Origin of the sequence: Achromobacter sp. B7 (assembly GCF_003600685.1) — a bacterium.
GTDB lineage: Bacteria > Pseudomonadota > Gammaproteobacteria > Burkholderiales > Burkholderiaceae_B > Achromobacter > Achromobacter spanius_B.
The window spans coordinates 3118233-3134624 of sequence record NZ_CP032084.1 but is presented as its reverse complement, the minus strand read 5'-3'; the positions used below and the strand labels follow the sequence as shown (position 1 = coordinate 3134624).

Annotated in this window: 10 protein-coding genes and 1 pseudogene; 6 read left to right on the top strand and 5 right to left on the bottom strand. The window is 66.1% G+C overall.

Features of this window, described 5'->3' with window-relative positions; translation table 11 throughout:
• Nucleotides 1-46 precede the first annotated feature (46 nt).
• Genes DVB37_RS14090 through DVB37_RS14075 form a run of 4 tightly spaced genes read left to right on the top strand, consistent with a single transcriptional unit; the run spans nt 47 to nt 6151 of the window.
• Nucleotides 47-3475, top strand: a complete 3429-nt coding sequence (locus tag DVB37_RS14090; RefSeq protein ID WP_120155774.1) for a response regulator — start codon at nt 47-49, stop codon at nt 3473-3475.
• A gap of 35 nt (nt 3476-3510) precedes the next feature.
• Entirely contained in the window at nt 3511-4350 is an 840-nt protein-coding gene (locus DVB37_RS14085; protein WP_046807058.1) for a protein-glutamate O-methyltransferase CheR, read from the top strand.
• On the top strand, nt 4347-4988 hold the full coding sequence (locus tag DVB37_RS14080; RefSeq protein ID WP_120155772.1) for a chemotaxis protein CheB: 642 nt from the start codon (nt 4347-4349) through the stop codon (nt 4986-4988). The genes DVB37_RS14085 and DVB37_RS14080 overlap by 4 nt, the downstream gene beginning before the upstream one ends.
• Nucleotides 4989-5011: 23 nt before the next feature.
• On the top strand, nt 5012-6151 hold the full coding sequence (locus DVB37_RS14075) for a hybrid sensor histidine kinase/response regulator (RefSeq protein WP_046807060.1): 1140 nt from the start codon (nt 5012-5014) through the stop codon (nt 6149-6151).
• 98 nt (nt 6152-6249) lie between these two features.
• Here DVB37_RS14075 and DVB37_RS14070 read toward each other — a convergent pair whose 3' ends face one another.
• The 5 genes and pseudogenes from DVB37_RS14070 to kdgD form a co-directional block, all read right to left on the bottom strand.
• Entirely contained in the window at nt 6250-8640 is a 2391-nt protein-coding gene (locus DVB37_RS14070) for a TonB-dependent receptor (RefSeq protein ID WP_120155770.1), read from the bottom strand.
• A 273-nt stretch (nt 8641-8913) separates the two neighbouring features.
• Nucleotides 8914-9909 carry a FecR family protein gene (locus DVB37_RS14065; RefSeq protein ID WP_120155768.1) on the bottom strand — a complete coding sequence of 332 codons (996 nt, stop codon included), beginning with the start codon at nt 9907-9909 and terminating at the stop codon, nt 8914-8916.
• A 110-nt stretch (nt 9910-10019) separates the two neighbouring features.
• Nucleotides 10020-10541, bottom strand: a pseudogene (locus tag DVB37_RS14060) (sigma-70 family RNA polymerase sigma factor); the annotation flags it as partial.
• A gap of 299 nt (nt 10542-10840) precedes the next feature.
• Entirely contained in the window at nt 10841-12424 is a 1584-nt protein-coding gene (locus DVB37_RS14055) for an aldehyde dehydrogenase (NADP(+)) (protein ID WP_104145781.1), read from the bottom strand.
• 62 nt (nt 12425-12486) lie between these two features.
• Nucleotides 12487-13401, bottom strand: coding sequence for a 5-dehydro-4-deoxyglucarate dehydratase (gene kdgD / locus DVB37_RS14050; RefSeq protein ID WP_104145789.1), 915 nt, complete (start codon nt 13399-13401; stop codon nt 12487-12489).
• A gap of 250 nt (nt 13402-13651) precedes the next feature.
• On the opposite strand from kdgD, the gene garD reads away from it, so the two are divergent.
• A complete protein-coding gene (gene garD, locus DVB37_RS14045; RefSeq protein WP_104145779.1) occupies nt 13652-15235 on the top strand; it encodes a galactarate dehydratase in 1584 nt (527 codons plus the stop codon).
• A 79-nt stretch (nt 15236-15314) separates the two neighbouring features.
• Nucleotides 15315-16364, top strand: a complete 1050-nt coding sequence (locus DVB37_RS14040; protein WP_120155766.1) for an SMP-30/gluconolactonase/LRE family protein — start codon at nt 15315-15317, stop codon at nt 16362-16364.
• Nucleotides 16365-16392 lie beyond the last annotated feature (28 nt).

The window sequence follows — 16392 nt, the reverse complement described above, 5'->3', positions numbered from 1 at the left end:
CGTCGGGCAGCGGCACTCGCCCCTACCTTGAACCGCCACCGCTACCATGCCGAAATCGTCGTCGCAGCCTGCCAACCGTTCTGCCTTTCCTCGGACTTTGTTGGTCGGATTCCTGACGGCCGCGCTAGCCACTTTGGTGATCGCCTTCGTCAATGTGCGGTCTACCGACAGCCGCACCGAAGCCGTCAAGGCAATGGACCGCAGCACGGAAACGTTGCGCCAGCTCAGCCTGTTCAATTCGGCCGTCAAGGATGCCGAGATCGGCCAGCGCGGGTACCTGCTTACGGGCGAACTGCCTTACCTGCAACCGTATTTGCGCGCGCTGCCGCTGATTGAACAGCGGCTGGCCATCATCAAGGCCGCCACGTCCGACGACCCTTCGCAGCGCCGCATCGTCAACGACATCGAAGGCATCACCCGCCAGAAACTCGAAGAGCTGCGCGAAACCATCGACATGCAAAAGGCCGGCAACGCGGAAGGCGCCATAGCCATGGTGCGTACCGACGCGGGCAAGGACGCGATGGACCGGCTGCGCGAGCTGGTCAGCGACCTTTATGCGCGGCAGATGGAAGAGCTGGCCGCTGGGCGCGACGCCTGGGCGTCGGCGGCCATCACGTCGGCCTATTACTCGTGGGGCGGCTCGATCCTGTTGCTGGCGCTGATTGCGCTGTCGGCCGGCATGACCGTGCGTGAATACCAGGCCAAGGCGCGGCAGTCGTGGGTTACCACCGGTTTGTCGGGTCTCAGCATGCGCTTGCAGGGCGACTTGCGCCTGGATGAAATCGGCAAGCGTTCGCTGGATTATCTGGCCGAGTACCTGGGCGCCGAGGTGGGCGCGGGCTACGTGGTGGATCGCGCCACCGGCGAACTTGAACTGTTCGGCGGGTTCGCCTTGCCCCCCGAGCGACTGGCACGCAAAATCTTGCCGGCTGAAGGGCTGACCGGCCAGGCCGTCACGTCGCGCCGCCTGTTGCATGTGCGCGACGTGCCGGCGAGCCATCTGGAATTGGCGTCCGCCGTGGGCCGTTCCAACCCGGCCGAACTGGTGCTGGCGCCGGCCATGATGAACGGCCGCGTCTACGCCGTAATCGAACTGGGCTTTAACCATCCGGTGGGTGAAGTGGAACGCGGCCTGCTGGAAGGCGCCTCGGAAATGCTGGCCTCGGCCATCCGCTCCGGCCAGGACCGTACCCGTCTGGAAGCGCTGCTGGAAGAAACCCAGCGCCAGGCCGAAGAGTTGCAAACGCAGCAGGAAGAACTGCGCGTCAGCAACGAAGAGCTTGAGCAGCAAAGCCGCATCCTGCAGGAATCGCAGGCGCGCATGGAATTGCAGCAGACCGAGCTTGAGCAGACCAATACCAACCTGGAAGCGCAAGCCGAACAACTGCTGCGGGTGCAGGGCGCGCTGACCGAGAAGGCCCGCCAACTGACGCAGGCCAGCCAGTTCAAGAGCGAGTTCCTGGCCAACATGAGCCACGAGCTGCGCACGCCGCTTAATTCCACGCTGATCCTGGCCAAGCTGCTGTCGGACAACAAGCCCGGCAACCTCAGCACCGAACAGGTCAAGTACGCGCAAACCATCTACGCCGCCGGCAGCGACCTGCTGACGCTGATCAACGACATCCTGGACCTGGCCAAGATCGAGGCCGGGCAGGCCACGATGGAAGTCGAGCAAGTGACCATCGCCTCGAACCTGCAACGCCTGCTGGAACCCCTGCGGCCGATGGCGCTGGAAAAGGGCCTGGCGCTGGAATTGGATATCGACTCCGCCGTCCCGCCGGCTATGCACACCGACCCCAAGCGCCTGGGCCAGGTGCTGAAGAACCTGTTGTCGAACGCGCTGAAATTCACCGAGCGCGGCACGGTGGCGCTGCGCGTTTCGCGCGCGGGCCGCGACCGCCTGCTTTTTGCGGTGCACGACACCGGCATCGGCGTGCCGGCCGAGCAGCAAGAACTGATCTTCGAAGCGTTCCGGCAGGCAGACGGCAGCACGCATCGCAAGTACGGCGGCACGGGGCTGGGGCTGTCGATCTCGCGCGATCTGGCCGAACTGCTGGGCGGCAAGCTGACCGTGGCCAGCACACCGGGGCAGGGCAGCGTTTTCACGCTGGAAGTGCCGGTGCGCCTGGAAAACGCGCCGCCGCCCGCGCAAACGCGTAGCAGCGTGGCGCCGTTTCCCCGCATCGCCAAGCCGGTGTGTGCCGCGGTCGAAACGCGGCAGTCGCCGGCGGCCGCCAAGGTGCCCGATACCCCCGCGCCCGCCGGCGACAGCGACAGCGCCCAGCCGGAACGCAGCATTCTCGTCATCGAGGACGACGAGCGCTTTGCCGGCATTCTTGCCGACCTGGCCCGCGAAATGGGCTTTGGCTGCCTGACGGCGCACACCGCCACCGACGGCCTGGAGCTTGCGACGCAAAAGCGCCCCAACGCCATCGTGCTGGACGTGAACTTGCCTGATTTTTCCGGGCTAGGCGTCCTGGATCAACTGAAACGCAACCCGCAAACGCGCCACATCCCCGTGCACGTGGTGTCGGTAGCGGACTACGCGCAGGAAGCCATGGGCCGGGGCGCCGTCGGCTACGCCCTCAAGCCCGTCAAGCGCGAAGAGCTGGTGGAAGCCTTGCGGCGCCTGGAAGCCAAGTTCACCCAACACGTGCGACGCGTGCTGGTGGTGGAAGACGACGACCGCCAACGCGAAAGCGTGCGCCAGCTGCTGGCGCGTAACGATGTCGAAATCGTGCCCGCCGCCACTGCTGCCGCGGCGCTGGAACTGCTGCGCGGCACCACGTTCGATTGCGTGGTGATGGACTTGAACCTGCCCGACATCAGCGGCTATGAGTTGCTGGAGCAGATGGCCGAGCAGGAAAGCGTGTCGTTTCCGCCGGTCATCGTGTACACGGGCCGCGCGCTGTCGCGCGATGAAGAGCAGCACCTGCGCCGTTTCTCGAAGTCCATCATCATCAAGGACGCGCGTTCGCCCGAACGCCTGCTGGACGAAGTGACGCTGTTCCTGCACCAGGTTGAAGCCGAACTGCCGCCCGAGCATCGCCAGATGCTGGAGCTGGCCCGCAGCCGCGATTCCACGCTGGAAGGCCGTACGGTGCTGGTGGTGGAAGACGACGTGCGCAACGTGTTCGCGCTGTCCAGCATTCTTGAACCCACCGGCCTGCGCGTGGAAATTGCGCGCAACGGCCGCGAGGCGCTGGATGCGCTGGAGCGCGCCGGTTCGGACGGCATGGCCGCGATCGACCTGGTTCTGATGGACATCATGATGCCGGAGATGGATGGCTACACGGCGATGCGTCACATCCGCAACCGGCCGGAATGGCGGCGCCTGCCGATCATTGCGCTGACCGCCAAGGCCATGAAGGACGACCAGGAGAAATGCCTGGCGGCCGGCGCCAACGACTACATCGCCAAGCCCCTTGATGTTGAACGCTTGCTGTCCCTGGTGCGCGTCTGGATGCGCAGCTAACGCCGCGTCCGCGCTTTTTTACGCTGAACACCACCATGCCTGCCTCTGCCAAAGCGCGTATTGCCGACATCGAGCAGCGTCTGCTGCTTGATGCCATCTACCACCACTACCACTACGATTTTCGGGAGTACGCGCAGGCGTCCCTGAAGCGGCGGCTGCAAACCGCGCTAACCCAATTCGGCTGCAAAACGCTATCGCAGTTGCAAGACCGCGTGCTGCATGAACCGGCGGTATTCACCGCGCTGTTGCAGTTCCTGACCGTGCAGGTCAGCGACATGTTTCGCGACCCCGGCTACTTTCAGGCGCTGCGCACCGAGGTCATTCCCATCCTGCGCACCTACCCGTCGATCAAAGTGTGGGTGGCCGGATGCAGCGCCGGCGAAGAGGTCTATTCGCTGGCCATCCTGTTGGCCGAAGAGGGCTTGCTGGACCGCGCGCTGATCTACGCCACCGACATCAACCCGCATGCGCTGCGCGCCGCCGAGCAAGGCGTGTTCGACCTGGACCGCGTAGCCGCGTTTTCCAGCAACCACGCGCGCTCGGGCGGGTTGAGCTCGCTGTCTGACTACTACACGGCCCGATACGGACGGGTGGTGTTCGACAAGCGGCTGCGCGAACACATGGTATTTTCCGATCACAGCCTGGCCACCGACAGCGTGTTCGCCGAAGTGCACTTGATATCGTGCCGCAACGTGCTTATCTACTTCGAGCGCGACTTGCAAAACCGCGCGCTGGGCTTGTTCCATGACGCACTGGTGCACCGCGGCTTTCTTGGCCTGGGCTCGCGCGAATCCCTGCGGTTCACGGGGCAGGCCGACAACTTTGACGACTTTGTGCTTGAAGAACGCATCTACCGCAAAAAGGCGGGGCTGTGAGCTCGGGCGCGCCGACCCTTCCGGCAAGCGCGGCGGCAAGCGCGGCGACAAGGACGCCGTCGGGCCCGTGGGACGCCATCGTCATCGGCGGCTCGTCGGGCGCGCTTGACGCGCTGAACGTGCTGATTCCCGCCTTGCCGGCGCGCCTGTGCGCGGCCGTGATCATCGTGCTGCATTTGCCGCGTGACCGACGCAGCCTGCTGGTGGATATTTTTCGTGAACGCTGCGCCTTGCCCGTGCTGGAGGCGGAAGATCAGCTTTGGATACAGCCGGGTCATCTGTACTTCGCGCCGCCGGATTACCACCTGTTGGTGGACCAGGGGCCGCGATTGGCGTTGTCGGTCGGCGCGCCCGTGTATTTTTCACGGCCGTCGATTGACGTCTTGTTCGATTCGGCTGCCGACTGCTATGGCGACCGGCTGATGGGCATCCTGCTGTCCGGCGCGAACGAGGACGGCGCGCAGGGCCTGGCTGCCATTCATGCCGCCGGCGGTCGCACCGTGGTGCAGTCGCCGTCGTCCGCCTCAATGCCCACCATGCCGCAAGCGGCGTTGGCCCGGCACGCGGTTGATGACCAATTGGCCCCCGACGAGATCGCCGCGATGCTTGCCCGCTTGCCGACGCAGCCCGCGCTGTAACCCTTACCCCCCGCTTTGACACCATGTTCCTGACATCTGCCAAACCGCAAGAAGAAAGAATCAAATGCCTGCTCGTCGACGACATTCCCGAAAATCTGATCGCGCTGGAAGCGCTGCTGCAAAATGAAAAGATCCAGGTGCTCAAGGCCCAATCCGGCCCCGAAGCGCTTGAACTGCTGCTGAACCACGGCGACGTCGCGCTGGCGCTGTTGGACGTGCAGATGCCCGACATGAACGGCTTCGAGCTGGCCGAACTGATCCGGGGCAGCGAGCGCACGCGCCACATTCCGCTGATCTTCATCACCGCCGGTTCGCGCGAACACAACTGGCAGTTTCGCGGCTATGAAAGCGGCGCCGTGGATTTTCTGTACAAGCCCATCGACCCGCACATGCTGCGCATGAAGGCAAACGTCTTTTTCGAGTTGCATGAGCGCAAGCGCGCGCTGGCGCAGCAGCTGGAAGAGCGCACCGAAGCCTTGCGCATCAACGAGATGTTCATGGCCGTGTTGAGCCATGACCTGCGCACGCCCTTGCAGTCGATCGTGATGGGGGCGTCCTTGTTGCAGCGGCAGACGGACCCCGGCCGCGTGGCGGGCCTGGCCCAGCGCATGTTGCAAAGCAGCGAGCGCATGGCGCGGTTGATCGAAGACCTGCTGGACGTTACGCGTATCCGGCAGGCGGGCGGCTTGACGCTGGCCTCGGCCCAGCAGCGCATGGATGCACTGGTGCGCCGCACCGTGGACGAAGCGCAGACGGGCCGGCCCGACCGGCAGATCGAATGCGAATTCGTGGGCGACATGGCGGGCGTCTGGGACGGCGACCGCCTGTGCCAGGTGTTTGCCAACCTGATCGGCAACGCCCTGCATCATGGCGACCGCGACATCCCGGTGCATGTGCACGCCGACGGCACAGTGGCCGACCGCGTCACGGTCACGGTCAGCAACGGCGGCACGATTCCACCGGCGTTGCTGCCGCACCTGTTCAATCCCTTTCGTAGCGGGGAGCGTCGGGCTGACAGCCACAACGGGCTGGGGCTAGGCTTGTTCATCGCGCAGCAGATCGTGCTGAGCCATCACGGCCGCATCGGCGCCGAATCGCGTAACGGCGTGACGCGCTTCCGGGTGGACCTGCCGCGCGACAGCCAGCGCGGCGCGCCGGCGTAGATCGAAGCCGGTGTAGATCGAAGGCGGTGCAGATCGAAGCCGGCGCAGATCTCACCCGGTGTAGATCGAACCCGGCGCGGACCAGACCCCGGCGTGGGTCAGAACTCGGCCGAGACCGACAGCAGCACCGTGCGCGGTGCGCCGACGGTCAAGCCTTCCCGCGCGGCCGACTGCCAGTAGTTCTTGTTGAACACGTTTTCCACCGTCGCTCGCACCACCATCGGCGTGCCGCTGGCGTTGAACGCGTAGCGCGCGCCCAGATCAAAGCGCGTCCAGCCGGGAATCGTCTGCGTGTTGCCCACGTCGACATACTGCTGGCTGGTGCGCAACATGCGCGCCGTGACGGTCAGGCCGGGCAGAAAGGGCGTGTCCCATTCCGCTGCCGCGTTGAACTGAAAGCGCGGCACGGCCGGCGCCCAGTTGCCATCATTGGCACCGCCTTCGGTGCGCGTCAGGCGCGCGTCGGTATAGGCCACGCCGCCCAGCAATCGCACGCCGGGCGCGGCGTCGCCTTGCACCAACAATTCCAGGCCGCGATTGCGCTGCTGTCCGTTGGATACGTAGCGGCGGGTGTCGGGGTCCAGAAAGCTGCTGGGTTTTTCGATCTGGAACGCGCTTAACGTCGTGGAGAATTCGCCAAAGTCGTATTTGCCGCCCACTTCGATCTGCTTGGCAATTTCTGGCGCGAACATTTCCCCCGCATTGACCGAGCCTTCGGGCGCGGTGCCGCCCTGGCTCAAGCCTTCGATGTAGTTACCGTATAGGGACAGGCGCTGGGTGGGGCGCACGGTCAATGCGAAGGCGGGCGTGACGGCCGACTTGGCATATTCCGACGTGCTGCGCCCGGTGGCGGCGTCAAAGTTGGTGGACTCGATGCGCTGGTGCCGAAAGCCCGCAATGACCTGCACGCGGTCATCCAGAAACGAGATCTTGTCGGCCAGCGCCACGCTGTACAGGCGCGACTCGCTGGTCTTGGGCAGGTCGCCCGGTCGCGCGATGTCCGGCTTGGGCAGGTCGGCCGGGTCGTACAGGTTTGAGAACACGGTGCGCGAACGGATGCGGGCCGACGAATAATCGATGTCCAGCGCGCTGGCGCTGATGGATGGCTCATGCTTGACGGCGCCGGTGTTAAAGCGCCCGCGCAGGCCGACTTCGCCTGTCTTGCTCAACAGGTTCTCGTTCAGCCGGGCCGGCACGGCGCCGATGTCGCCGTTGCCGTCCAGCATCAGCCAGCTGGTTTGCAGGCTTTCAAAGTCGTGCTTGCGCGCGCCGATGGCGCCGTACACCGTCCAGTCGGGCGTCAGGTCGTATTCGGCGCGCAGGGCGCCCGACCATTCCTTGGTCTTCCAATAGGTCCATGACGGAAAGAAGTTGCGGCGCGCGTCGGGCGCCGCGCCGATGTCCACGCCCGGCGGCGGCGGAAACAGCAAGCCGCTGCGCGCATCGGTGGTGCGGTTCTGATAGTTGATGTCGCCGTCCAGCCGGAAACGTTCGGCCTGGTAATCCAGGCCCAGGGCCACGGCGCCCAGGTTTTCCTTGGAGCCGTCTTGCGGCAGGTCGCCACCGCTGCCGGCCACGTTCAGGCGCACGCCGAACTGTTGGGTGTCGCCATAGCGGCGCGCCAGGTCGGCGTGCACGCCAAACTGCGAGTCGCCAATGTAGTTGACGGTGTAGCGGTTCAGCGGCTCGGCGCCGGCGCGCTTGGGCACCAGGTTGATCGCGCCGCCCACCGAACCGTACGGTGCCATGCCGTTGAGCAAGGCGTTGGGGCCGCGCAGCACTTCCACGCGTTCGACGCCGATCAGCGAACTGGCGTTGCGCGGCGACACGCCGTACAGGCCGTTGAACGACACGTCGTAGTTGAACAGGGTGAAGCCGCGGATATTGAATTCATCGCGTCCCGCGCCGCGTGAATACGTGTTGCGCACCGACGGGTCGTTGACCAGTACGTCGCCGATGTTCTGCGCCTGCTGGTCCTCGATCAGCTTGGACGTGTATTGCGTGGCGCTGAAGGGGGTGTCCATGTCGCTCATGTTGCCCAGCAGGCCGATGCGACCGCCGCTGGCCACCTGGCCGCCTGCGTAGACGGGGGGCAGGCCGGTGTCCACGGCGCTGCCCGTGACGGTGACGGCTTCCAGCGTGGTGGCGCCGGCGGCGGGCAGGGCGGACAGGCGGAACTGGTTGGGCGCCTCGCGCGTGGCGCGCAGGCCGGTGCCGGCCAATGCCTGGGTCAATGCATCGGCGCGTGTATAGCGGCCCCGCACGCCGCCGCTCAGGCGGCCGGCCAGCAGGTCGGGCGGCGCGGCCAGCAAGATGCCGGTTTCATTGGCCAGCCGGGTCAGCACCTGGCCCACCGGGGCGGCGGGGATGTCGAACGACCGCAGGTCGGCGGCGGGCGCCGACTGCGCATGCAAGGTCGGCGCCCAGGGGGCGAAGACGGCGGCGATGGCCAGCGCCAGCGCTGGCGCGGAGGGAAAGCGGTGAGACATGACGGAAACCTGTGCGCTCGTGCGAGGGGTCAATGAAGGAAGCGGGTGGAGAGGCAACGAAGCCGGCCAACGAAGCCGGCCAACGAAGCGGCCAACGAAGCGGGCTAACGAAGCGGCCAACGAAGCGGCCAACGAAGCGGCCAACGAAGCGGCCAACGAAGCGGCCAACGAAGCCGGACAACGAAGCCAGACAACGAAACGGACGTTGCTAGAACTCTTGCTTCCTAAATCGAACGACGCATCGAATTGCGGAACCGCATGCGTGAATATTTTTCAGGCGTCGCGTGCTTCGATGCTGATCCACCAAGGCAAGGGGCGTTGCAGGCGGATGGGCAGCACCGAGGCCAGCATGGCCAGCGCGCGGTCCACATCGGTAAGCGGATAGCTGCCGAAGACGGGCAGGCGGCCCAGCTCGGGCGACAAGCCCAGGTGCCCCGGGTGGTAGCGGCGCAGTTCGGCCACCACGTCGGACAGCGGCGTGCCATTGGCCAGCAGCAAGCCCCGGCGCCAGCTTTCACGGGCGGGGTCGGCCGGCATCAAAGGCTGCAAAGCGTCAGCGGTAAAGCGCGCCTGCTGGCCCGCGTTCACGACCTCGCTGGCGTCCGAGCGCAACAGGTTTACGCGCACCGCGCCGTCATACACCGCGACCAGCGTGCGCGCATCGCCCTGACTGACCGAAAAGCGCGTGCCCAGGGCTTGCACGCGGCCTTGGCCTGTTTCCACGAAGAACGGCCGCAGCGGGTCCTGGGCGGTATCGATCAGAATTTCGCCTGCCACCAGTTGCAGGCGGCGTTCGGTGTTGCGGTACGCCACATTGAACGCGCTTAGCGCATTGATCCAGACCGTCGTGCCGTCGGCCAGTGTCACCTGCCGGGTTTCGCCCACCCCGGCCTGGTATTCGTTGCCCCATAGCGTGGCCAACGCGGACAAGGGCGTCTGGCGCCATGCGGTCCAGCCGATCCACGACAGCCCCAGCGCGCCGGCCAGACCCAGCACCACCTGACGGCGACGACGGGGCGCATCGCTGCGCGCCTGGCGAAATGCCGTCACGGCGGCGTGACGGTCAGGGCTGGATTGCAAGGGGGTGAAACGCCGGTCGATACGTTCAACGTAGCTCCACGCTTGCCGCTGTTCGGCGCCCCGGTCCATCCATTGCCGCCATTGCTGCTGCTCGGCGGCGGACGCTTGCCCGGTGCGCAGACGCGCGTACCACTCGGCGGCTTCTTCCATGACGCGGTGCGACGGTTCGACAGCGGTCACGGCCGTCATGGCGATACGGGCGATACGGGCGATGCCGACAATGCAGGCAGTGCAGGCTTTGCAGGCAGTGCAGGCGTTGCGTGCGTTGCGGGCAGCGCGGGCAGTGCGGCGGCGGGAGCCGCAACGCGTTCCTCCGGTAGCCCGGCGGCCAGTCGCGCTTCCAGCTTCATGCAGCACAGCATGGCGCGCGCCACGTACTTGCGCACCATGCGCGCCGACACGTTCAGCGTGGCCGCCACCTCGTTATCGGTCATTTCGCACGCCACCGCCATGACGAATGCGTGCGCGACCTTGGGCGGCAGTTCGCGCAGCATCGTGTCGATTTCGCCCAGCGCTTCCAGGACCATCGCCTGGTCTTCGGCGGACGACACGGTGGGTTCGGGTTGGGTGGCCAGCGCGTCCAGCCAGGCTTGTTCCAGGCTGCGGCGGCGCCAAAGATCCACGCACATGCCGTTGGCCATCTTGCGCAGATAGCTGCGTGCTTGTTGGGGGCTGTCGAAATGGCAGGGGCGGGTCAACAGGCGCACAAAGGCGTCGTGCGCCAGGTCGGCCGCATCCGCCGCGTTGCCCAGGCGCCAGTTCACCCAGGCCAGCAACCAGTGATGATGGTTGCCGTACAGGTGTTCGAAGTCCGTGGACAAAGGGGGTGCAGCGCTCAAGGGTCCCGCCCGCTCACGACAGGTGTTGGCATTAATGCTAATGCGAACACTTATCAATTATTTACCGAGGGCAGATTATTGCGCGGCGCCGGGCGGCTTGGCAACCCGGGCAAAAACCAGTGTGGCGCGGGGGCGTCACGGCCCGAGGATGGAACACGGACCGGCGACTCGAAGCACCGGCCCGAACCACCGACCCGAACCACCGGCCCAAACCACCGGTCCGGACCACCGGCAACCCGCGTCCCGCGTTGCGCGGACGCGGGTTGCCGTTCTTCGCTAGCTCAAGCGGGCGTCAGCACGCCGTCGACCATGCGGGCGATCGACAGGGGGTTGGCGCGCTTGACGCCGTCGGGCAGCAGCGCGTCGGGCAGGTCCTGATAGCAGACCGGACGCAGGAAGCGGCGGATCGCCGTGGCGCCCACCGACGTCGAGGCCGGATTGGACGTGGCCGGGAACGGGCCGCCGTGCACCATGGCGTGGCTGACTTCGACGCCGGTCGGGTAGCCGTTGGCCAGGATGCGGCCGGCCTTGCGCTCCAGCACGGGCAACAAGGACTTGGCCTGGGCCACGTCGGCATCGTCCACGAACAGGGTGGCGGTCAACTGACCTTCCAGGTGCTCGGCCACGGCCGTCATCTGGGCCACGTCGCGGCAGCCGACCACCAGCGAGGCCGGGCCGAACACTTCGGCTTCCAGTTCGCGCGATGCCAGGAAGCGGTCGGCTTCGGTGCCGAACACCACCGCGCCCGCCGCGTTGGCGGCCGGCTTGGACGCTTCGCCACGGCCCAGGGTGGCCACGCTGGCGTGCTTGGCCAGCGCATCGGCGCCTTCCTGGTAGGCCGCGAAGATGCCCGGGGTCAGCATGGTGGCCGCGCCCTTGGCGGTGACCGCCTCGGCGGCGGCTTTACGGAAGCGGTCCAGCGCCGGGCCTTCAACGCCCACGACCAGGCCGGGGTTGGTGCAGAACTGGCCCACGCCCATGGCCAGCGAATCCACGAAGCCCTTGGCGATGGCTTCGGCGCGCGCTTCCAAAGCGGCCGGCATCAGGAACACGGGGTTGATGCTGGACATTTCGGCGTACACGGGAATCGGCACGGGGCGGGCGTTGGCGGCGGCAACCAGCGCCAGGCCGCCACGGCGCGAACCCGTGAAGCCCACGGCGGCAATGGCCGGGTGCGACACCAGCGCGGTGCCGATTTCGCTGCCGGCGCCAAACAGCAACGAGAACGTGCCTTCGGGCAAACCGTGCTTGGCGACAGCGGCCTGGATCACGCGGCCAACCATTTCCGAGGCGCCGGGATGCGCGTTGTGCGCCTTGACGATGACGGGGCAGCCGGCGGCCAGCGCCGACGCGGTGTCGCCGCCGGCCACCGAGAAGGCCAGCGGGAAGTTGCTGGCGCCGAACACGGCAACGGGACCCAAGGCCACGTTGGCCAGGCGCAGGTCGGCGCGCGGCAGCGGCTGGCGTTCGGGTTGTGCGGGGTCGATCGTGGCGTCCAGGAAGTAGCCGTCGCGCACGACCCGCGCAAACAGGCGCAGCTGGCCCACGGTGCGGCCGCGTTCGCCTTGCAGGCGGGCGACGGGCAGGCCGGTTTCCAGGTGCGTGCGTTCAATCAGTGCGTCGCCCAGCGCCAGGATGCCTTCGGCGATGCTTTCCAGGAACTGCGCGCGGGTTTCCAGCGGGGCGGCACGGTACGTGTCGAAGGCGGCGCGGGCCAGTTCGGCGGCGCGCGCAACGTCGTCGGACGAGCCGGCGGGGAAGGCCGGTTCCAGGCGTTCGCCCGTGGCCGGGTTGATGGCGTATTGCGCGGCGCCCGCGCCCAGGACGGCGGTCGAGCCGATCAGCATTTGGCCGGTCAGTGTCATGATGAATTCTCCGAAAAAAACGCCCCCGAGTCCGGGGGCTGATTGCAGTTCAGTCGGGCCGCTTACTGCGGGCCAAGCTTCTTGATCAGGGCGTTAAGCATTTCCATTTCTTCGCCGGTCAGGTCAGTCAGCGGCGCGCGCACCGGGCCGGCGTCGTGGCCGACCAGCTTGGCGCCGGCCTTGACGATGCTGACGGCGTAGCCGGCCTTGCGGTTGCGGATTTCCAGGTACGGCAGAAAGAAATCATCCAGCAAGCGGTTGGTGGTGTCCGAGTCCCCGGCAGCAATGGCGCGGTAGAAATCCATGGCGGTCTTGGGCACGAAGTTGAAGACGGCCGACGAATACACCGGCACGCCCAGCGCGCGGTAGGCGGCGGCATAGACTTCAGCCGTGGGCAGGCCGCCCAGGTACGAAAAGCGGTCGCCCATCTTGCGGCGGATGCGCACCATGGCTTCGATGTCACCAATGCCGTCCTTGAAACCGACCAGGTTCGGGCAGCGTTCGGCCAGGCGTTCCAGGCTGTCGGCCGACAGGCGGGACTGCGCGCGGTTGTAGACGATGACGCCGATCTTGATGGACTTGCAGACCTCTTCCACGTGCGCGGCGATGCCGTCTTGCGAGGCTTCGGTCAGGTAGTGGGGCAGCAGCAGGATGCCCTTGGCGCCCTGGCGCTCGGCTTCTTGTGCGTAGGCGATGGCGGTGCGGGTGGGGCCGCCGGCGCCGGCCAGGATCGGCACCTTGCCGGCGCAGGTCTGCACGGCGGTGCGGATGACGTCGGAATATTCCTGGGGCGCCAGGGAGAAGAACTCGCCAGTGCCGCCCGCGGCGAACAGCGCGGTGGCGCCATACGGGGCCAGCCATTCCAGGCGTGCGGCGTAGGTCTTGGCGTTGAAATCGCCGTTCTGGTCAAAGTCCGTCACGGGGAAGGACAGCAAACCTTCCGAAACAATTTCCTTGAGTTCCTGCGGGGTGGTCATAGCGCGATCGTCCGGTGTGGTCGCGCCCAGCCTGCTTGAGGGGGCTTGGCGCGAGGGGGGCGGTGGTGAAAAGGTAAGTCATCGTACAACACGTTTACACCCGTTTCAAGGGCGTCTGCTCTATGGTTTCACTTGTAGACAAGGGGAAACCCGAAATTTATTTTTGACCGCGTTCAAGGATATTCTCACGGTTGTACGATAACGTTTTGGATGCCGGATTTGCCTGCATCCCTATGCAAAAGGACTTTTCATGCAGGTTGCGCAACCCCAGGCGCCCGTGCTCATCAAGATACACGCGGATGACAACGTGGCCATCGTCGCCAATGAAGGCGGCTTGCCCGCCGGTACGGTGTTGCCCGATGGATTGCAGTTGGTGGACGCCGTGCCGCAAGGCCACAAGGTCGCGTTGCGCGATCTGGCCGAAGGCGATGCCGTGGTCCGCTACAACGTGGTGGTCGGTTACGCGGCCAAGGCCTTGCCGCGCGGCAGCTGGGTGAACGAACGCGTGACCACCATGCCGTCCGCGCGCACCTTGGAAGACCTGCCGGTGGGCACGCGCGTGACGCCGTTGCCGCCGCTGGAAGGCTATACGTTCGAAGGCTATCGCAATGCCGACGGCACCGTGGGCACGCGCAACATCCTGGCCATCAGCACCACCGTGCAATGCGTGCAGGGCGTGGTCGAACACGCCGTGGCGCGAATCCGCCAGGAACTGCTGCCGCGCTATCCCAACGTGGACGACGTGGTGGGCATCGAACACACCTACGGTTGCGGCGTGGCCATTGACGCGCCGGGCGCCGCCATCCCCATCCGCACGCTGCACAACATTGCGCGCAACCCGAACTTTGGCGGCACGTCCATGGTGGTCAGCCTGGGGTGCGAAAAGCTGCAACCCGAACGCTTGCTGGCCCCCAACGCCATTCCGATCCGCGCGGGCGAGGGCATGGGCAAAAGCGGTGATGACGTCGAAGGCGTCGACACCATCGTCTTGCAAGACGAAGAGAACGTGGGCTTTCAGTCGATGATCGACCTGATCATGCGCACCGCCGAACGCCATCTGCAAAAGCTGAACGCGCGGCGCCGCGAAACCTGCCCCGTGTCGGACCTGACGGTGGGCGTGCAGTGCGGTGGAAGCGACGCATTTTCGGGCGTCACGGCCAACCCCGCCGTGGGGTTCGCCACTGACCTGCTGGTGCGGGCGGGCGGCACCGTGATGTTTTCCGAGAACACCGAAGTGCGCGACGGCATCGACCAGCTGACCGCGCGCGCCGCCACGCCGGAAGTGGCCGACGCGCTGGTGCGCGAGATGGCCTGGTACGACGACTACCTGCAACGCGGCATGGCGGACCGCAGCGCCAACACCAGCCCGGGCAACAAGAAGGGCGGCTTATCGAACATCGTGGAAAAAGCGATGGGGTCGATCGTGAAGTCGGGCTCCTCGCCGATCCACGGCGTGTTGTCGCCCGGCAACCGGCTGACGCAAAAGGGCCTGATCTTTGCCGCCACGCCCGCCAGCGATTTCATTTGCGGCACGCTGCAACTGGCCGCGGGCATGAACCTGCACATCTTCACCACCGGGCGCGGCACGCCTTACGGCCTGGCGCAAGTGCCGGTGATCAAGGTGGCCACGCGCGACAGCCTGGCGCGGCGCTGGCACGACCTGATGGACGTGAACGCGGGGCGCATCGCCACCGGTCAGGCATCGATCGAAGACGTGGGCTGGGAACTGTTTCGCCTGATGCTGGACGTGGCCAGTGGCCGCCAGCAGACCTGTGCCGAAAAACTCAAGCTGCACAACGCCCTGGCGTTGTTCAACCCTGGGCCGGTGACTTGACGCGGCGCTGATCCGCGTCCAGGCCGGACCCTACGCTGACCGCATTGCCATCGCACTACACCGACAAGAGGAGACACCGATGGAGCATGCCCCCTTGGCCCAACCCGGCCGCCGTCGACTGCTGGGCGCCGCATTGGCGTTGGGACCGGCCGCGCTGGCCCAGGCGCAGTCGTTCAACTTCACGCCGCAGCAGCGCTACCCCGACCCGTCGGTGCGCATCCTGGACCCAGAGTTTTCCAAATACCGCATCTACAGCAGCAGCGTCGAGCAACTGGCCAGCGGCTTCCGTTGGCTGGAAGGCCCCGTCTGGGTGGGCGACGGCCGCTATCTGCTGGTGTCCGACATTCCCAATGACCGCATTCTGCGCTGGGACGAAACGACGGGCGCGATCAGCGTGTTTCGCCAACCGGCCAATTTCAGCAACGGGCTGGCGCGTGACCGCCAGGGGCGTCTGCTGGCCTGCGAACACTTGACGCGCCGGGTCACGCGCACCGACTACGACGGGTCCATCACCGTGCTGGCCGACGGCTATGACGGCAAGCGCCTGAATTCCCCCAACGACATCGTCTGCCAGCGCAACGGCGCCATCTGGTTCACCGACCCGCCGTTCGGTATCGGCGGGCATTGGGAAGGTGACAAGGGAAAGCCCGAACTGCCGCATGGCGTTTACCGCATCGACCCGGCCGACGGCCGTGTGACGCGCGCGCTGGACGATCTGGCCGGCCCCAATGGCCTGTGCTTTTCACCCGACGAAAAAATCCTTTATGTGGTCGAGTCGCGCCATCAACCGAACCGCGTGGTGTGGGCGTATGACGTGGGCGCGGACGGCGCCTTGTCGGGCAAGCGCGTGCATATCGACGCGCAAGGCCCCGGCGCCATCGACGGCATCAAGTGCGACGAAGACGGCAACCTGTGGTGCGGCTGGGGCAGCAATGGCGCGCCCAATGCCAAGTCCGAAGAGCTGGACGGCGTGATGGTGTTCAACCCCGCCGGCAAGCCTATCGGCCACATCCGGCTGCCGGAACGCTGCGCCAACCTGTGCTTTGGCGGCGCCAAGCGCAACCGCCTGTTCATGGCCAGCAGCCATTCGTTGTACGCGCTTTACGTGGAAACGCGCGGGGCGGCCTGAGTGCAGATGGGCTGAACGCAGGCCACTG